Here is a 17,421-nt window from a genome sequence, read left to right on the forward strand (position 1 = left end):
AGCATAACATTAGTGACCAGGTTGCGTTTTTAACCGAGTAACGATTTCCTGGAGGAATGACCCAGCCGAACAGCACGCAAAACGCCGCACGAGACACCGCACGAACCCCCATGCCGCCGGTGCTCGTCACCGGGGCCACCGGCCGGATCGGGCGCGGAGTCGTCGACGAACTCCTCACCGCGGGCGTGCCGGTCCGCGCCCTCACCCGTCGTCCCGAAGCGGCGGCGACGCTGCCGCCCGGCGTCGACGTCGTCACCGGCGATCTCACCGTGCCCGCCTCCCTCGACGGGGCGCTGCGGGGCGTCGGCGCCGTCTTCCTCCTCTGGACCGCACCGCCGCCGACCGCCGCGGCAGTCGTCGAGCGCCTGGCCGCCCACGCGCAGCGCGTCGTCCTCCTCTCCTCGCCGCACCAGACACCCCACCCCTTCTTCCGGCAGCCGAACCCCATGGCGGTGCTCCACGCCGAGATCGAGCGGCTCATCGCGGCCACCGGCCTCGAATCGACGATCATCCGACCGGGGATGTTCGCGTCGAACTCCCTGGCCTGGTGGGCACCCGCCATCCGCGCCGGCGAGGTGGTCCGCTGGCCGTACGGCGCCGCCGAGACCGCCCCCGTCGACGACCGTGACATCGCGGCCGTCGCGGCCCGCACCCTCTACGAGGACGGACACGCCGACGGCGACTACGTCCTCACCGGCCCCGAGTCCCTGAGCCAGGCGGCGCAGGTGGAGATCATCGGGAACGTCCTCGGACGCCCGACCAGGTTCGAGGAGCTGTCGCCGGACGAGTTCCGCGGCGCGATGGACGGAAAGGCACCGCGCCCGGCCGTCGACATGCTGCTCAACGCCTGGGGCGCGACGATGGGAAGGCCCGCGTACCTCACCTCCGCGGTGTCCGACATCCTCGGAGTACCGCCGAGGCCGTTCTCCCGGTGGGTCGCCGACCACGCCGACGCGTTCAGGCCGGGCCCGACCCCGTCGACCTGACCTTCGCCCGAGTCATCACCCGAGCCGTCGGCTGGGTAGCGGGGGCCGCGTCGGCCGCCCTAGCGTGGCGGGCCAGGACAGCACCGGCCCGGCGGGAGGGACGACATGGCAGGGACGGATCCGCGGTTCGCCGCCTACGCCCCCGACCCGGCCGCGCGGCACGCACCCGTGATCGCGGTGGTGGCGGAGGCCACCGGGGACGACGTACCCGCGCTGGCCGAGTTGCAGGCCCGGGCGCGCGGCGGCTCGGCGGACGAATGGGCGGACCGCATCCACCGGGCACTCCGTGGCGAGCGCAGCCTGGTCGTCACCGCGAAGGTCTCCGGTGAAGCCGTCGGGTACGCGAGTGCGGCCTACCTGCCCGCGCACCCGGCGGACGGCGCCCCGGCCGGCCACTACCTGACCGGCGTCACGGTGGATGCCGCCTGGCGGCGCCGGGGCCTGGCGAGGCTGCTGACCCGGCGCCGGATGGAACGGGCCTGGGAAAGGGAGTCGACGGTCTGGTGCTTCGTCTCCGCCAGGAACCGCGCCTCGCTCGACCTGCACCGGGAACTCGGCTTCGTGCAGGTGGAGTTCGGCGCCTCCTTCCAAGGCGTTGGATTCGCGGGCGGCGAAGGCCGGCTGCTACGGGCGGACCGGCCGCGGACGCCCTCGCCCGACATCGCAGGAACGTCCCGTGAGAGCCTGCCCGAACGCCACGGTCCAGGCCCCGGGCCCATCAGCACCTGCGATGCCACCACGCCAACTCGGCGTCCGCCGTCGGCTCATGATGCGTCCGCCTGAGCAGCACCGCGTCCAGGCGATCCAGCTGAAGCCGGAGTTCGCCGGCAGCCCTTGGCGGAAGCATGAACAGAGCCTCCTGCAACGTGTCCCGGGCCCAGCCCGACCCACAGCACGGACAGGTGAACTCGGCCTCCCACCGCCTCCACCGGCGCTCGGTGCCGTGGACACGCACGGACCAGACGCTCAGCGCCACAGACATCATGCCCGGAGCCAACCGCTCCCGCTCAAGCAGACGGACGGCGGCGTTGGCCGCCCCCGAAAGACCCGGGACATCGCGATACCGCACCCAGGCCCTCCCCCAGCCGCGTACGCGCGGCCGAAGTGAAGCCGGTGTTCTACGCGGCATAGCCCCTTCGAATGCACGTCATGGATGACATCATCCCATGCCCCGAGATCGACCCGGCAGAGCCCGGACCCGCCGGACATCAGGATTGAAGGAATTCCCGACGGCTTTCAAACGGTCAAAAACCAGGTGCGGATACCCCGGCACGCACTCCTATACTCGTGCGAACTCACGGAAAGGAGGTGCAGGCGGTGAAACTTGCCGAGGCACTGGCAGAACGCGCGGAGGCGACGCGCCGAATAGAACAGCTGCGGGCGCGCGTCGTCAGCAGCGCGCGGCACCAGGAGGGGGAGACCCCCGCCGAGGACGCGGCCCAGTTGCTGGCCGAAGTCGGTGAAGTGCTGGACGCCCTGGAAGCGTTGATCCGGCGGATCAACCGGACCAACGCCACCGTGGAGATGGGACCGGACGGCACGCTCACCGACGCCCTCGCGCGCCGGGACGTCCTGCGGCTGCGCCACTCCGTGGTCACCGCGGCGGCCGACGCGGCGGCGGGCACGGGCGAACGGGGATACGGCCGGCAGCTCCGGTCCGAGCTGATGATGCTCTCCGCACTCCCGGTCGCGGACCTGCGCGCCCAGGCGGACGCACTCGCCCGGGACATCCGCGAGGTCGACGTGCGGATCCAGCGGACCAACTGGGAGGTCGACCTGCTGGACTGACCAGTCCGGCAGAGTGGCGAGACGCGATGTGGAGCAGGTAGCAGCTTCGGAGGCGTGCACACACCGAGAGCCGGCGGTACTCCGGCCCACTCCTGGCGCGTGAAGAGCAACGCGGGGTTCAACTCCCCACCAACAGCGCAGCTCAGCACCGCGTACAGGTAACAGTGCACATCACACAGCACATCACCATGTGCAGATCCGAAGCGGCGAGGGCGGGTTCGGGGCTTTCCACACCGTGCCACGGGTTTCCCTGTGTATCGTCGGACGTACACCACCCCTCCTATCATGGAGGCATGAGTTCGTATACGGGAACTGAGACTCGACCGGAACCGAGTGCGGCATTGATCGGGGACGAACTGGCCCGCTGGTACTGGACACTGGCCGAACTGACCACGCTCGCCCGGGAGCTCGGCGTGCCGCGCGGCGGCGGAAAGGCAGCACTGACGGAGCGGCTACGAGCCGCACTCGACGGCGCCGCCCCACCCACCGCCCCACCCCGCGCACGCAAGGCCAGCCGCCAACTCGCCGCACCGGTCGACGGATCCACCGTCATCCCCGAGGGCCAGCGGTGCAGCCAGGTCCTGCGCGAGTACTTCCGCCGCGAGATCGGCCCGGCCTTCCACTTCGACGCCCACATGCGAACCTTCATCGCCGAATCCGCCGGACGCACCCTGGCCGACGCCACCGCCCACTGGCACACCACCCGCCAGTCCGCCGCCCAACCCCAGGACATCGGCCCACAGTTCGAACTCAACCACTTCCTCCGCGCCTGGCACACCTCCCACCCGGCCGGCACCCACACCGAAGCCCTCACCGCCTGGCGCACCCACCGCGCCCACCCCCGCAGCCCGGCCACGGGGTGACCGGCGGCCCCTGCTATGCCCAGGCACCAGACTGCCGTTCCAGATCTTCACCGAACGCGAGGAGTGCAAGGCCACCACCGTCGCCGCGAACTCACCCTCCACCGAGTGGGACAAGGCCTTCGGAGACGCCCGGCTCCGCCCGGCCATCGCCGACCGCATCACCTTCTGCTGCACCCTCATCCAGATTGACACCGATTCCTACCGCTACCAGGCCCCCCGGGAAGGCCTCTTCGCAGCTCCGAAATGACCTCCGCCAGAGGTCAGCCAATCGGCGTCGCACGTCGTTCGGGCAGCGGCCCGCCGACGGCAAACGAGATGCCGAGCGGTTCTGCGATCGGAGGGTGACCTTGGTGGCGGGAGTGGATTACGTTTGAGCGATCACCGACGCCCTGATCCGGGGGCACAAAGGAGTCGTCGATGCGCCACGAATCTCAGCACGGCGCACGTCTGGCCGCCTACGGGACCATTGCCACCCGCCTGTCCCTGCTGAACGACCGGCGTCTCGGCGAGATCGTGGCGTCAGCTCCTCCGGTCGGATCCGGCATCGGCGGCAGGTCGGCGGAGCTGGACATCGACGGGACACGGATCTTCGTCAAGAGGGTGCCGTTGACGGACGTCGAGACCCAGCCGGAGAACATTCGGTCCACGGCGAACCTCTTCGGTCTGCCGATGTTCTACCAGTACGGAGTGGGCTCGGCCGGCTTCGGTGCCTGGCGAGAGCTGGCCGTCCACGTCATGACCACCAACTGGGTCCTCGGGAAGGAGTACGAGGGCTTTCCCCTGATGTACCACTGGCGCATCCTGCCCGATTCCCCTCCCGAAGGCTTCGTGGACGAGTTCGGGGGCATCGACGGAGCGGTCGCCCACTGGGAAGGCTCGCAGGCGGTACGCGAGCGCCTGGAAGCCATCGGCCGATCCTCCCGCAGCCTGGTGCTGTTCTTGGAACACGTGCCACAGACACTCCGCAGGCTGTTGCACGAGCACGGGGAGACTACGGTGGCCACCGGCGGCGGCTCTCCTGCGTGGGCGGAGGATGCTCTGGCGCGGGGCACGGCGTTCATGAGCTCCCGCGGGCTCGTGCACTTCGACGCCCACTTCAACAACCTGCTGACCGATGGCCGGCTGATCTACTTCGCGGATTTCGGACTGGCCCTGAGTTCAGACTTCGAACTCTCAGCAGCCGAGCAGCAGTTCCTCACGGACCACCACGGGTACGACCACGCCTACACGGCGAGCCACCTGATCCACCACCTCGCCGACCGTGTCCGGGGTGACATGGAAGCAGACGCGTTCCTCCAGGAGTGGACCGCAGGTCACAGACCCGAGGCAGTTCCGCCCGAGATCGCCGTGCTCGTCGAGCGGCACGCCCGAGCCAGCGTCGTCCTGGATGGCTTCCACCGCCGACTACTGTCCGAGAGCAAGCAGACGCCGTACCCCGGCGCCGAGCTCAACCGCGTCGCGGACGCCGGTGAGACATCGCGCTGACCTTCGAAGGAGCGGGCCCCGGCCGCGACTTGTCGGGCTCTGGGGCTCACCTCGCCCCGGCTCCTCGCTCGTCGATTCGGCGGCGGCTGACGACTCGACGTAGGAGGTCGGGCCTGCCGACTTCCTACGTCGGGCGATGGTCAGGGTGGGGTTGGGGGGCCGGGGTGGCCGCGGAAGGTGGTGCGGTAGGTCTGGGGGGAGACGCCGATCGCCGCGTGGAGGTGCTGGCGGAGGGAGGCGCCGGTGGCGAAGCCGATCTCGGTGGCGATGCGGTCGACGGGGAGGTCGCTGGTCTCCAGCAGGTGGCGGGCGCGGTGGAGGCGTTGCTGGATCAGCCAGCGGCCCGGGCTGGTGCCGGTCTCGTCCTGGAAGCGGCGGGCGAAGGTGCGCGGGCTCATCCGGGCGTGGGCGGCCAGCTCGCGGAGGGCGAGCGGGCGGTCGAGGTGCTGGAGGGCCCAGGCCTGGGTGGCGGCGGTGCCGTTGGTGCCTTCCGGGGGCACCGGTTGTTCGATGTACTGGGCCTGGCCGCCCTCGCGCCAGGGCGGGACCACGCACTGGCGGGCGACCTGGTTGGCGACGGCGCTGCCGTGGTCGGAGCGCACCAGGTGGAGGCAGACGTCGAGGCCGGAGGCGGCGCCCGCCGAGGTGAGGATGTCGCCGTCGTCGACGAAGAGCACGTCGGCGTCCAGGGCGACCCGGGGGTACATCCGGCGGAAGGCCGGCGCCAGGGCCCAGTGGGTGGTGGCGGGGCGGCCGTCGAGCAGGCCGGCGGCGGCCAGCGCGAAGGCGCCGGTACAGATGGAGACGATGCGGGTGCCGGGGCGGATCCGGGCGAGGGCCGCGCGCTCGGGCTCCGGCAGGTCGGCGGTGGCGCGGTGCAGGGCGTACGGCGGGATGACGACGGTGTCGGCGCTCTCCAGGGCCTCGGGCCCGTGCCCGACGGTGATGGTGAAGTCGGCGCTGGTCGCGACCGTCCGGTCCTCCGTCGCCGCGCACGTCACCACCTCGTACGCGCCCGGCACCCCGGGGAAGACCCGGTTGGGGATGCCGAGCTCGAAGGGGTAGACGCCGTCGAGGGCGAGGACGACGACGCGGTGCGGCGGCCGGGCGCCGAGGCCACCAGGACCGAGAGGACCACAGGGTTCCATCGCAGGCATGGCACGATTCTATCGGTCTTTGGCAATCTTGCCATTTCGCTGGTCAGGGGCGCGGCCGCAGGCTGGATCCATGACCACGAACTCCATGAGCACGAACACGATGAGCACGAACACGATGCGGGCCATCACCCAGACCGCCCTCGGCACCCCGGACGTCCTCCACGAGGCCGAGGTCGAGCGGCCCGTGCCCGGCGTCGGCCAGGTCCTCGTCGCCGTCAACGCCGCCGGGGTCAACCCCACCGACTGGAAGCACCGCGACCGCGGCTACTTCCTCGGGCAGCCCCCGTTCACGCTCGGCTGGGACGTCTCCGGCACCGTCGAGGCGGTCGGCGTCGGCGTCTCGCTCTTCGCCCCGGGCGACGAGGTGTTCGGCATGCTGCCCTACCCGTACGGCGCCGGCGCGCACGCCGAGTACGTCGCCGGCCCCGCCCGGGCCTTCGTGCCCAAGCCCGCAGTACTGAGCCACGTCGAGGCCGGGGCGCTCCCGCTGGTGGCGCTCACCGCCTGGCAGGCGCTCGTCGACACGGCGGGGCTGCGGCCGGGGCAGCGGGTCCTGGTGCACGCGGCGGCCGGCGGCGTCGGGCACGTCGCCGTGCAGATCGCCAAGGCGCGCGGCGCGTACGTCATCGGCACGGCGTCCGCCGCCAAGCACGATTTCGTCCGGGGCCTGGGCGCGGACGAGGTCATCGACTACCGCACGGCCGACTTCGTGGCGGAGGCCCGCGACATCGACGTGGTCCTCGACCCGCTCGGCGGCGACGACCGACTGCGCTCCCTGGAGACCCTCCGGCCCGGCGGCGTCCTGGTGTCGATCCTGCCCCAGGGGATCGACGAGGTGGCCGAGCGCGCCGCCAAGCTGGGCGTGACGGCGAAGGCCCTGCTGGTCGAGCACGACCGGGCGGGCATGGCCGCGATCGCCGCCCTCGTCGAAGCCGGGCAGCTGCGCCCGCACGTCTCCGCCACCTACCCGCTCGCGGAGGCCGCGAAGGCCCACGCCGAGGGCGAGACCGGCCGGGTCACGGGCAAGCTGGTCCTCACCGTCCGCCCGTAGCGGTCACCCAGGCCCCGGGAGCGACCAGCGCTCGGGAAGCGAACAGACCGGGGCAGATTCAGACCGAATCGGGCAGGGTGGGACGATACCTGCCATGCCTAGCAAGTCTCCATCGGTCCGGGACGCCGACGCCCCGCCCGACCCGCTCTGCCGTCTCCTGCTCGACCTGGGCGAAGCCCTGCTGGGCGGCGGCCTGCCCGTCCATGAGGTCGAGGACGAACTCCGCGGACTGGGGCGGGCGTTGGGCGCCCCGGAGGTCCAGGTCGCCGCGCTGACCAACGGGCTGTTCGTGGCCCTGCACCCGGACGGCGCCACCAGGTTCCAGCCGCTCGGCGGCACCCTGCGGTTCGAGCAGACGGCCGACGTCCTCGACCTGGTGCACCGGCTGCGGGCGGGCGAACTCGACGGGCCGCGGGCGCGCGCCGAGCTGGACCGGATCCGGCGGGCGCCCGCCCGCTGGCCCGCGTGGGTGGCTGACTTCGGGGCGCTGCCGGTCGGGGTCGGGGTCTGCATCTTCCTGCAGCCGGTGGTGGCGAACGTGCTGGCCGCCGGGCTCGGCTCGCTGATCGTGGTGGGCCTGACCGTGCTCGCCCGGCGGCGGCCGCACCTGCGGCCGCTGCTGCCCGTCACGGCCGGGTTCCTGGTCGCACTGCTGGTCCTGGCGCTCGCGCGGGCCTCGCTGCTGGACGGGCCGCTGCGGACGATCGTGGCCACCCTGGCGATCCTGCTGCCGGGCGGGCTGCTGGTCACCGGGCTGTCCGAGATCGCCGCCGGCGCCGCCAACGCGGGCACCGCCCGGCTGGTCTCCGGCGCCGTGCAGCTGACGCTGTTCCTCGCCGGGGTGGCCGCGGCCGCGACCGCGATCGGCATGCCGTCCACCGCGCTGGCCAACGTGCAGGTGGCCAAGCCGAGCTGGTGGGTGATCGCGCTGGGGCTGGCGATCGCGGTGGCCGGGGTGGTGGTCAACGTCCACACCCCGCCCTCGGCCATCCCGTGGATCGTCGCGGTGATCGCGGTGAGTGTCACCGCCCAGGTGGCGGTGGGGTCGGTGCACGGCGCGGCGATCGGCGGCCTGGCCGGTGCCGTGGCCGCCGCGGTCGCGGCCACCCTGGTGCACTGGCTGCCGGGCGGTCCGCTCTGGCAGGTGCTCTACCTCCCGGCGTTCTGGATCGTCGTGCCGGGCTCCTTCGGTCTGCTGAACACCGCGCAGATCGAGGTCGGCAACGGGGCGCAGTCGCTGCTGGCGGCCGTCTCGGCGGTCTTCGGGGTGTCGATCGGCACACTGATCGGCGCGGTGATCAGCCGGATCCCCCGTCCCAGCCTCACCGGCCTGCCGCACCGGGCCTGAGCCGGTCGGAACCGGGCCCGAGCCGGGCCCGAGCCAAGCCGGAACCGGGACCGGTACGGGCCGGAACCGGGCCCCGGGGCGCGCGGAGGTGCGCCCCGGAGCCCGGAGTCTCGGAACCCGAGGTTCGGAACCCGTGACCAGGGAACCCCGGAACCTCGGAATCCGAGAGCCTCGGAACCCCCGTCAGGGCTGGCGCAGGGCCTCGGTGAGCCGGTGGGCCGCCTCGACGACGGCCTGGGAGAGCTGGGCGCCGGGGTGGCGGCTGAGCCGTTCGATCGGCCCGGAGACCGTGACGGCGGCCACCACCCGGTTGGACTGGCCGCGGACGGGCGCGGCGACGGAGGCGACCCCGACCTCGCGCTCGCCGACGGACTGGGCCCAGCCGCGGCGCCGCACGCCGCTCAGCGCGGTGGCGGTGAAGCGGGCCCCCTGCAGGCCGCGGTGGAGGCGCTCGGGCTCCTCCCAGGCGAGCAGGATCTGGGCGGCGGAGCCGACCTTCATGGGGAGGGTGACCCCCACCGGAACGGTGTCGCGCAGCCCGGTGAGCCGCTCGGCGGCGGCCACGCAGATCCGGACCTCGCCCTGCCGCCGGTAGAGCTGGGCGCTCTCGCCGGTGGCGTCCCGCAGCTGGGCGAGGACCGAACCGGCCGCGGCCAGCAGCCGGTCCTCGCCGGCGGCCGCCGAGAGCTCGCCGAGGCGGGGGCCGAGCATGAACCGGCCCTGGACGTCCCGGCTGACCAGGCGGTGGTGTTCGAGTGCGACGGCCAGCCGGTGGGCGGTGGGCCGCGCCATGCCGGTGGCGGCGACGAGGCCGCCCAGGGTGGCGGGCCCGGCCTCCAGGGTGCCGAGGATCGAGGTGACCTTGTCGAGCACGCCGACGCCGCTCGTGTTCTCCATGGGATGGGTACTCCAGTCTCAAGGCCCGGGAGCAGCGGGTCCGCGCTGCTCACGGCGGCTCCTGGCGGGGAGCCGGGGGGTGTGGTCAGCGAGGACAGGCCGGAGAAGTCGGCCGATTGCCTGCGCCGGGCACGAGACGGGTACGCGAAAGGACCGGGGCGGGAAGCGCCCGGGCGAAGGACAGCACAGAGAGCACCGTGTCTCCTCATCTTTCCCGCGCCACAGTGGCGACAGGCCGGAGTTGGCACTGCCCCCGCCAACACGGCGCGTACTTCGGACGCCGGGTCGAACGGGGAGTTGCCGGGGCTTCGTAGGGCCGGTCCCTCCACCCCTCTGGATGATTCGCCAGGAACGATACAAGACATCCGGGGCGGGTCGGCAAGTCCCCCCGCCCTCGACCCGCCCTCGGCCACGCCCCGCGGGGCCGGCTCAGCGGTGGCGCGGCCCCGACAGGCCGGTGCACGGGGCCCCGTCCGGGCTGCCGGGGAGGGTCGCGTCCCAGGCGTGGAGGGCGGCAAGGGCGGCGGTGCGCTCGCGGTCCGTCGGCCGGGTGCCCTCGGGGCCGAGCAGGTAGTCGGCGACCGGGGTGAGCAGCAGGGTGGCGTCGCCGGCCGGGAGCAGCAGCGCCTCGTCCCACTGGTGCCGGATGACGGTGCGGCGCAGCAGCGTGCCGTGGCGCGGCGAGGTGCCGTGGCACGGCGGGGTGCCGGCAGAGGTCCGGCGGCGGAGTTCGGGGGCGACCTCGGCCTCCAGGACGGTACGCACGTCCCGCAGGGCGCCGAGCGGCACGTGCTCGGCGGCGAGGTCGAGGAGGGCGGCGGCCTCCGGGGCGAGCCGGTAGGCGGCGACCACCGCGGCGGTCTCGACGGGCTCGAAGGGCTGCCCGGCGAGCCTGGCCACGTCGATCACGTCGCCCGCGAGGAAGGTGCGCCCGAGCCCTTCCTCGGCGAGGGCGATCAGGCATTCGACGTGGTCGTCGGCGGCCAGGTAGGGGCGGACCGGGACGGTGGCGAGGTCGCCGGGGAGCGCGGCGGTCGCGACCCGCACCTGGTACCACGGGTCGAGCAGCGGGTCCCCGGCCGGCCAGCGCAGGGTGACGGCGGTGTGCCGGGGGCGCTCGCCGAGCAGGGTGACCTCCACGGACTCCACCGGGTGGTCGGTGACCAGCCGGTTGACGGCCTGCCAGAGCGAGGCCTCGGTGGGGCTGACGAGGCTGAGCTCGGCCAGCGGCCGGGGCAGGTCGGGCGGGTAGTAGCCGGCCAGCGGCAGGTCGCGGATGGGGCGGACCCCGGTGGCGTCGGCGAGGTCGCGGGCGACCCGGGCGTAACACTCGACCCGGTCGCGGGCGCGCCGCAGCTCGTCCCGGGCGTGCGCGCCCATCCGGACGTCCTCCCGGGCGAGCGCGGCGAGCACCAGGTACGGGAGGTGGCGCTCGCCCCGGGCGCGGTGGAGCAGTTCGACGGGTCCGCAGGCCGGGTCGACGTCGAGCAGGCGGTGGAGCAGGTCGGTGTCCAGGCCGCCGTGCCGGTCCGTGGTCCGGTCGGTGCTCAGGTCCGTGCTCAAGTCCGTGCTCGACGCCGTACTCGGTTCCGCGTTCGGATCCGCTTTCCGGCCGGTCCTCAGGTCGCTGTTCCGGTCCGTGTTCATGGGCGTCCGCCTCCGAGAGCCGTGGGGGTCGCCGGTCGGCGGCCGGGCGACCGGGGACGTGGCGGGTCCGGCGGTGAGGGGCCGGGCCGACTGCGGGCGCCACATCACCGATTGTGGCGACGGCCGATCAACACCGGATCACCACCGGGTCGACGATCTCTCGACATCCCGCCAGGTCCCGTGGGTTGATAGGGACTCACCAATTCGGGGGTGGCACGTGCGGGCGGGGGCGAGCACATGAAGCGGGCAGGTGCAGGAATGGATGATTTCCGGTTCTCGGTGCTGGGCTTGATGCGGGCGCAGCGCGGCGCGACCGTACTGAAGGTGGGCAGCCCCCAGCAGCAGGCGATGCTGGCGGTGCTGCTGCTCCGGCCCGGCCACGGCGCGAGCGCCACCGACCTGATCGACGCCCTGTGGGGCGAGGAGCCGCCGGGCACCGCGATGACGACGGTGCGCACCTACGCCTGGCGGTGGCGCAAGGTCCTGCACGGCGAGGCGCCGGACGCGCCGACCGTGCTGACCTCGGTCGGGGACGGCTACCGGCTGGTGCTGCCCAAGCACGCGGTGGACGCGGCGCAGGCGGAGGAGCTGGCGGCGCAGGCCGAGCGCACGGCGGCCGCCGGGGAGCCGCAGCAGGCGCGCGACCTGCTGAACCAGGCCCTGGAGCTGTGGCAGGGCGAGCCGCTGGCCGGCATCCCCGGGCCGTTCGCGCAGCGGCAGCGCCAGCGGCTCCAGGAGCTGCGGCTGACCCTGCTGGAGGAGCGGATCGCCCTGGACCTGGCGCTGGGGCGCTACTCCCGGTGCATCCCGGAGCTGACCTCGCTGACCACCGAGCACCCGCTGCACGAGCGGGCGTACGGGCTGCTGATGCGGGCGCTGTACCAGGCCGGGCGGCAGGCGGACGCGCTGGCGGTGTTCCGGGGCGCGCGTCAGCTGTTCCTGGCCGAACTGGGGGTGGCGCCCGGGGCGGAGCTGGACCTGCTGCACCAGCGGATCCTGGAGGGGGACCCGTCGCTCGCCGCCCCGGCACCCTCCGTCGCGCTCGTCCCCGTCGCGCTCGTCCCGGGCCCGGCCGCCGCCGGTCCGGCGGAGCCGGCCGCGCCCGGGGCCGAGGCACCGGACCCGCCCGCCGGACCGGCGGCGCCGAACGCCCCCGCCACCGCACCGACCGGGAACACCGCCCCGGCCGGGAGCAGCACACCGACCCCCAGACCGGCCCAACTGCCGCCCGACGCGGCCGACTTCACCGGCCGATCGGTCCTGGTCGAACGGCTGGGCAAGGCTCTCGGCGGGGTGCACGGAGGGGTGCACGGAGGGGCGCCCGACAGAAACCCCGGCGCACCGGGCCAGCAGGCGCTGGTGATCGCGACCGTGGTCGGCATGGGCGGGGTCGGCAAGACCGCGCTGGCCCTGCACGTCGCCCACCGGGTGCGCGAGGCCTACCCGGACGGTCAGCTCTACGTCGACCTGCGGGGCGCCGACGCCACCCCGGCCGATCCGGAGGCGGTGCTCAGCGGCTTCCTGGTGGCGCTCGGCGTGCCGGCCGACGCGGTGCCGGAGGGGCTGGACGCCCGCTCGGCGCTGTTCCGCTCGGCGGTGGACGGCCGGCGGCTGCTGCTGGTGCTCGACAACGTCCACGACACCGCGCAGATCAGACCGCTGCTACCGGGTGCGGTCGGCTGCGCCGTGCTCACCACCAGCCGGACCCGGCTGTCCGGCCTGCCCGCGACCGTCCAGGCCGACCTCGGCGTCTTCGAACCCGAGGAGGCGCTCGAACTGCTGGGCCGCACCATCGGCGCCGAGCGGCTGGCCGCCGAGGCGCAGGCCGCCCGGGAGCTGCTGCTCGTCTGCGGCCACCTCCCGCTCGCGGTCCGGATCGTGGCGGCCCGGCTGGCGGCCCGGCCGAGCTGGACGGTGCAGACGCTGGGCCGCCGGCTGGCGGTCGAGCGGCGGCGGATCGACGAGCTGCGGATCGGCGACCTGGAGGTGGCGGCGGCCTTCGAGCTGAGCTACCGCCAGTTGACGCCCGCCCAGGCCCGGGCGTTCCGGCTGGCCGCCTCGGTGGACGGGCCTGACCTCGGGCTGCAGGCCGCGGCCGCCCTGCTGGACCTGGACGAGTACGACGCCGAGGACCTGCTGGAGGCCCTGGTGGACGTGGCGATGATGGAGTCGCCCTTCCCCGGCCGCTACCGCTTCCACGACCTGCTGCGCGCGTTCGCCCGGCGCCGTCCGGACGATCCCGGCGCGGCCGTCGCGGCCCGTGACCGGATGCTGGACCACCTGCTGGCCACCGCGTGCTCGGCCTTCCAGCACGCCGTCCCCGGGGATCCGGCGGCCGGCGCGCTCGGGCCGGCCCGCAGCGCGGGCGTCCCGCTGGACGGGCCGGACGGGGCGCGGGCCTGGGCCGAGGCGGAGGGTTCCGGGGCGATCGCGCTGGCCGCGCAGGTGGCGGGCTGGAGCGTCGCGGACGACCCCGACGGCCCGACCGGCGGGCCTTCCGACGGCCCGGCACCGGACCCCTCCGACGGACCGACCACGGACCCGCTGCGCGCCGCGATCGACCTGCTGATCGCGCTCACGCCGTTCGTCCTCGCCCCGCCCAGCCGCCAACTGGCCACCACCGCGGAGGCCCTGGCCGCCGCCGCGGACCACCGCGCCGACCACCGGGCAGCTGGTCGGGCGCACTTCCTGCGCGGCAACGTCGCCCTGGCCGCCACCCGGCTGGAGGAGGCGGAGGCGGCCTCCCGGCTGGCGGTGGCCGCCTCCCGCGCGGCGGGCGACACGGTGATCCTGCGCCAGGCGCTGAACGACCTCGGCCTGGTCTGCCAGTTCCTCAGCCGCTACGACGAGGCTGTCGGGCACTACGACGAGGCGCTGCTGCTGGCCCGCGAACTCGGCCACCGCTCCGGGGCGCTGGTGACGACGGTGAACGCGGCGCTGGCCCGGGTGCGCAGCGGGCGGGCCGCCGAGGCGGTGCCGATCTGCCACGAGGCGCTGGCCGAGCTGCGGACCCGGAACGACGATCCGGGCCGGGCGTACACGCTGTACGTGCTGGGGCTGGCGCTGCACGGGCTGGGGCGGCACGAGGAGGCGGTCACCTGGTTCGGCGAGTGCCTGGCGGTGGCCTCGGCGTCCGGTCTGCGGGCCCGGGCCGGGCACGCCCGCTACCGGATGGCGGACAGTCTGCGTTCGCTCGGCCGGACGGAGGAGGCGCTGGAGCACGCCGGGCAGGCGCTGGAGCTGTGCGAGGAGCTGGGTGCCGAGCGGGACCAGGGCCACGCGCTGCTGGTGCTGGGCCGGACGCTGGCCGACCTCGGGCGGGAGGCCGAGGCGTACGGACGGCTGCGGGAGGCGCACCGGATCTTCGTCCGGCTGGGGCTGCCGGAGGCGGCGGAGGTGGCGGGGCTGCTGCCCCGGGCCGAGGGTCCGGATCCGTCGACCCCGTCGGGCCGGGCGGTCCGGCGGGCCGCCGACCGGCTCTCCTCGGGCTGCTGAGGAATCGATCCTGCTGACGGTTCCGGTGCGTTCAGGAACTGGTGCGCAGGAACCGGTGTGCTCAGGAGCCGATGTGTTCAGGAACCGGTGTGCTCAGGAACCGGTGCTGTTCCAGTCGCCGTTGCCGCCGGTCGGGGTGGGGGTCGGGGTGGGCGTCGGCGTCGCGCCGCCACCGCTCACCACCGTCGCCACCCCGGCGTCGGCCGCCGCCCCGGCGACCGTCACCGAGAGGCCGGCGCCCAGGGCGACGGTCACCCCGAGGCCGACCGTGAACAGCCGGAGGCGGGTGCGGATGGTGGTGGCCGGACGCTGCGTCATCTCTGGTACTCCTCGGCTCGCTTCCCTGCTGGGAAGGGGTTCCGTCGTGGTGTGGCACCAGTCTGGCCGGGAGCGTTCAACGGTCGATCTACAGTCGAGCACCGGTGATCACCAATGATCACCGGTGCTCGGTGGGCCGCCCGCTCAGGCCGCCCGCTCAGGCCGTCGCGCGGATCTCCAGGGTGCAGCACTTCACGCTGCCGCCGCCCTTGAGCAGCTCGCTGAGGTCCATCCCGATCGGCCGGAAGCCGCGCTCGCGCAGTCGCGAGGCCAGTCCCACGGCCGCCTCCGGCAGCACCACGTGCAGGCCGTCGCTGATCGCGTTGAGGCCGAACACCTCCGCGTCGGCCCGGTCCGCCAGCAGCGCGTCCGGGAACAGCCGCCGCAGCACGGCACGGCTGCCGGCCGAGAAGGCCTCCGGGTTGTACATGATCTCGTCGCCGTCCAGCACGGCGAGCGCGGTGTCCAGGTGGTAGAAGCGCGGGTCGACCAGCTCCAGGCCGACCACCGGGCGGCCGAAGAACTCCTGCGCCTCCGCGTGTCCGTCGGCCACGCTGCGGAAGCCCCGCCCGGCCAGCACGTAGCTCGCCGTCGTCAGCAGGTCCCCCTCGCCCTCGTTGACGTACTCCGGGTCGCGGGTCTCGAAGCCCCGGGCGCGGAACCACTCCAGGTAGGCCGGGCCCTCGGCGGCCCGCTCGGTGTTGCGGAAGCGCGCCCCGAGCACCCTGCCGTCCACCACGGTGGCGCCGTTGGCCGCGTAGACCATGTCGGGCAGGCCGGGCAGCGGGTCGATCAGGTCGACCCGGTGGCCGAGCTCGCCGTACAGGGCGTGCAGCCGCTCCCACTGGGCGACGGCCAGGTCGGTGTCCACCGGCTTCGCCGGGTCCATCCAGGGGTTGATCGCGTAGGTGACGTCGAAGTGGGTCGGACGGCACATCAGGTAGTGGCGCGGGCGGGCGGTGCGGGCCATCGGAAGCTCCTCGGAAGTCGGGTACGGGCGGCAGGGGCGGTACGGCGGCACAGGCAGTACGGGCAGTACGGGCAGTACGGGCAGTACGGGCGGTGCGAGCGGTGCAGGCGGGGGCCGGTCAGGCGGTGGGGGCCGGCGGCCGGGTCGGGAAGTCGCGCAGGCCGCGCAGCGGGCTGGCCAGCAGCACCGCGCCCGCCGACAGCAGCACGCCCGCCATCAGCCAGATCGTGCTGCGGGCGCCGATCGCCTCGCCGAGGTAGCCGCCGAGCAGGGCGCCCACCGGGATCGCGCTGTAGTTGAGGGTCGCGGAGCTGGCCCGGATCCGGCCGATCATCGCGGGCGGGCAGTAGCCCTGGGAGAAGCTGCCGGCGAGGACGTTGCCCGCCACCACCCCGCAGACCGCGACCGCCCAGGCGAGCGCGCTGACCACCAGCGGCAGCCGGTCGCCCGCCAGCGGCAGCAGCAGGATGAAGGGCGCGACCACCAGTTCGCAGACCAGCAGCCCACGGGCGCTGCCCAGCTTGCGGGCGACCCGTCCGGCCAGCATCGCGCCGGCCAGTCCGCCGACGCTCACCAGCGCGAACACCCCGCCCACCGCGCCCGGTTCGAGCCCCACACTGCGCACCAGGAAGACCGTCTGCACCGCCTGGATGCCGTTCAGCCCCAGGTTGCCGACCGCCGCGAAGCAGGCGAACGTGCGCAGGTACGGGTCGCGCAGCAGGAACCGGACGCCCTCGCCGATCTCGCGCGGGATGCCGCGCCGCTCGGACACCGGCGGGGGGCGCTCCTCCGTCCTGATCCGCCGCAGGAACACCGCCGACACCAGGTAGGTGAGCGAGTCCGCGAACATCCCGCTGGCGGCGCCGAACGCCTGGGAGAGCAGACCGGCCGCGCCCGGGCCGGCGATCTCGGCCGCCGAGGCGCCGGAGCGCAGCTTGACGTTGGCCTCCAGCAGGTCGGCCTTGCCGACCAGGGTGGGCAGCACCGCGCCGTAGGCGGTGGAGAAGAACACCTTCACCGCCCCGGTCAGCAGGGCCACCACCACCAGGTGGGCCAGCGAGAGAACCCCCAGCCAACTGGCCACCGGCACGCTGCCGAAGAGGAGGAGCAGCAGCAGGTCGCAGACCAGCATCACCCGCAGCCGGGGCCAGCGGTCCACCCAGGCGCCGGCCAGCAGGCCGAGGAACAGCCAGGGCAGCCAGGCGGCCGCGTTGATCACGCCCACCGCGAGGGGGCTGGCGCCCAGGGTGACCACGGCCACCAGGGACAGCGCCACGCTCCCGACGGCCGTACCGAAGTTGCTGGTGGTCTCACCGATCCAGAGCCGGCGGAAGTCCCCGTGGGCCCACAGGCCCCACCTGCTGCGCGGCCGGTCCGGCGGTGCCGGTGACTCGATCGGGACGGTGGTGGTCATCG

The 17,421-nt window shown here is 73.8% G+C and carries 15 protein-coding genes and 1 riboswitch; of the genes, 9 read left to right on the plus strand and 6 right to left on the minus strand.

Annotated elements, in window-relative coordinates; genetic code table 11:
- Window positions 1-110: 110 nt before the first annotated feature.
- The 6 genes from ACFVU7_RS41475 (at window position 111) to ACFVU7_RS41500 (ending at window position 5,122) form a co-directional block, all read left to right on the plus strand.
- Window positions 111-986, plus strand: coding sequence for an NAD(P)H-binding protein (locus ACFVU7_RS41475; RefSeq protein WP_388051505.1), 876 nt, complete (start codon window positions 111-113; stop codon window positions 984-986).
- 105 nt (window positions 987-1,091) lie between these two features.
- Window positions 1,092-1,769, plus strand: coding sequence for a GNAT family N-acetyltransferase (locus ACFVU7_RS41480; protein WP_388051462.1), 678 nt, complete (start codon window positions 1,092-1,094; stop codon window positions 1,767-1,769).
- Between the two features lie 534 nt (window positions 1,770-2,303).
- Window positions 2,304-2,774, plus strand: coding sequence for a DIP1984 family protein (locus ACFVU7_RS41485; RefSeq protein WP_375873507.1), 471 nt, complete (start codon window positions 2,304-2,306; stop codon window positions 2,772-2,774).
- A gap of 341 nt (window positions 2,775-3,115) precedes the next feature.
- On the plus strand, window positions 3,116-3,637 hold the full coding sequence (locus ACFVU7_RS41490) for a DUF6434 domain-containing protein (protein ID WP_388051466.1): 522 nt from the start codon (window positions 3,116-3,118) through the stop codon (window positions 3,635-3,637).
- A 43-nt stretch (window positions 3,638-3,680) separates the two neighbouring features.
- Window positions 3,681-3,884: an ATP-binding protein gene (locus ACFVU7_RS41495; protein WP_388051508.1), complete on the plus strand. Its 204-nt coding sequence runs from the start codon at window positions 3,681-3,683 to the stop codon at window positions 3,882-3,884.
- A gap of 170 nt (window positions 3,885-4,054) precedes the next feature.
- Window positions 4,055-5,122 carry a protein kinase family protein gene (locus ACFVU7_RS41500; RefSeq protein ID WP_388051468.1) on the plus strand — a complete coding sequence of 356 codons (1,068 nt, stop codon included), beginning with the start codon at window positions 4,055-4,057 and terminating at the stop codon, window positions 5,120-5,122.
- Between the two features lie 140 nt (window positions 5,123-5,262).
- Here the strand turns inward: ACFVU7_RS41500 and ACFVU7_RS41505 are convergent, their stop codons facing one another.
- The gene (locus tag ACFVU7_RS41505) at window positions 5,263-6,270 is read right to left on the minus strand and encodes a GlxA family transcriptional regulator (RefSeq protein ID WP_388051511.1); all 1,008 of its coding nucleotides are present in this window, start codon (window positions 6,268-6,270) and stop codon (window positions 5,263-5,265) included.
- 79 nt (window positions 6,271-6,349) lie between these two features.
- Here ACFVU7_RS41505 and ACFVU7_RS41510 point away from each other — a divergent pair, with 79 nt between their 5' ends.
- Together ACFVU7_RS41510 and ACFVU7_RS41515 are read left to right on the plus strand one after the other, a co-directional pair.
- Window positions 6,350-7,330, plus strand: coding sequence for an NADP-dependent oxidoreductase (locus tag ACFVU7_RS41510; RefSeq protein ID WP_388051471.1), 981 nt, complete (start codon window positions 6,350-6,352; stop codon window positions 7,328-7,330).
- Between the two features lie 94 nt (window positions 7,331-7,424).
- Window positions 7,425-8,678, plus strand: a complete 1,254-nt coding sequence (locus ACFVU7_RS41515; RefSeq protein ID WP_117486788.1) for a threonine/serine exporter family protein — start codon at window positions 7,425-7,427, stop codon at window positions 8,676-8,678.
- A gap of 183 nt (window positions 8,679-8,861) precedes the next feature.
- Here the strand turns inward: ACFVU7_RS41515 and ACFVU7_RS41520 are convergent, their stop codons facing one another.
- Window positions 8,862-9,575: an IclR family transcriptional regulator gene (locus ACFVU7_RS41520; protein ID WP_049657219.1), complete on the minus strand. Its 714-nt coding sequence runs from the start codon at window positions 9,573-9,575 to the stop codon at window positions 8,862-8,864.
- Between the two features lie 202 nt (window positions 9,576-9,777).
- Window positions 9,778-9,919, minus strand: a riboswitch (SAM riboswitch).
- Between the two features lie 85 nt (window positions 9,920-10,004).
- Window positions 10,005-11,138: a hypothetical protein gene (locus ACFVU7_RS41525; protein ID WP_388051475.1), complete on the minus strand. Its 1,134-nt coding sequence runs from the start codon at window positions 11,136-11,138 to the stop codon at window positions 10,005-10,007.
- 342 nt (window positions 11,139-11,480) lie between these two features.
- Between ACFVU7_RS41525 and ACFVU7_RS41530 the strand changes: the two genes are divergently transcribed.
- A complete protein-coding gene (locus tag ACFVU7_RS41530; RefSeq protein WP_388051477.1) occupies window positions 11,481-14,717 on the plus strand; it encodes a BTAD domain-containing putative transcriptional regulator in 3,237 nt (1,078 codons plus the stop codon).
- A gap of 93 nt (window positions 14,718-14,810) precedes the next feature.
- Here the strand turns inward: ACFVU7_RS41530 and ACFVU7_RS41535 are convergent, their stop codons facing one another.
- The 3 genes from ACFVU7_RS41535 to ACFVU7_RS41545 all read right to left on the minus strand — a co-directional run bounded on the left by ACFVU7_RS41535 (window position 14,811) and on the right by ACFVU7_RS41545 (window position 17,419).
- Window positions 14,811-15,035, minus strand: a complete 225-nt coding sequence (locus ACFVU7_RS41535) for a hypothetical protein (protein WP_117486792.1) — start codon at window positions 15,033-15,035, stop codon at window positions 14,811-14,813.
- Between the two features lie 157 nt (window positions 15,036-15,192).
- Window positions 15,193-16,005 carry a dimethylargininase gene (ddaH, locus tag ACFVU7_RS41540; protein WP_049650865.1) on the minus strand — a complete coding sequence of 271 codons (813 nt, stop codon included), beginning with the start codon at window positions 16,003-16,005 and terminating at the stop codon, window positions 15,193-15,195.
- Window positions 16,006-16,123: 118 nt separating this feature from the next.
- Window positions 16,124-17,419 (minus strand): MFS transporter, encoded by a 1,296-nt coding sequence (locus ACFVU7_RS41545; RefSeq protein ID WP_049650866.1) that lies wholly within the window; start codon window positions 17,417-17,419, stop codon window positions 16,124-16,126.
- Window positions 17,420-17,421 lie beyond the last annotated feature (2 nt).

It is taken from the genome of Kitasatospora sp. NPDC058046 (assembly GCF_042885595.1).
GTDB lineage: Bacteria > Actinomycetota > Actinomycetes > Streptomycetales > Streptomycetaceae > Kitasatospora.

Coding starts and splice junctions, on each gene's coding strand:
- ACFVU7_RS41475 (WP_388051505.1), top strand. CDS start 111: ATGCCGCCGGTGCTCGTCACCGGGGCCACCGGCCGGATCGGGCGCGGA.
- ACFVU7_RS41480 (WP_388051462.1), top strand. CDS start 1,092: ATGGCAGGGACGGATCCGCGGTTCGCCGCCTACGCCCCCGACCCGGCC.
- ACFVU7_RS41500 (WP_388051468.1), top strand. CDS start 4,055: ATGCGCCACGAATCTCAGCACGGCGCACGTCTGGCCGCCTACGGGACC.
- ACFVU7_RS41505 (WP_388051511.1), bottom strand. CDS start 6,270: ATGGAACCCTGTGGTCCTCTCGGTCCTGGTGGCCTCGGCGCCCGGCCG.
- ACFVU7_RS41510 (WP_388051471.1), top strand. CDS start 6,350: ATGACCACGAACTCCATGAGCACGAACACGATGAGCACGAACACGATG.
- ACFVU7_RS41515 (WP_117486788.1), top strand. CDS start 7,425: ATGCCTAGCAAGTCTCCATCGGTCCGGGACGCCGACGCCCCGCCCGAC.
- ACFVU7_RS41520 (WP_049657219.1), bottom strand. CDS start 9,575: ATGGAGAACACGAGCGGCGTCGGCGTGCTCGACAAGGTCACCTCGATC.
- ACFVU7_RS41530 (WP_388051477.1), top strand. CDS start 11,481: ATGGATGATTTCCGGTTCTCGGTGCTGGGCTTGATGCGGGCGCAGCGC.
- ACFVU7_RS41535 (WP_117486792.1), bottom strand. CDS start 15,035: ATGACGCAGCGTCCGGCCACCACCATCCGCACCCGCCTCCGGCTGTTC.
- ddaH (WP_049650865.1), bottom strand. CDS start 16,005: ATGGCCCGCACCGCCCGCCCGCGCCACTACCTGATGTGCCGTCCGACC.
- ACFVU7_RS41545 (WP_049650866.1), bottom strand. CDS start 17,419: ATGACCACCACCGTCCCGATCGAGTCACCGGCACCGCCGGACCGGCCG.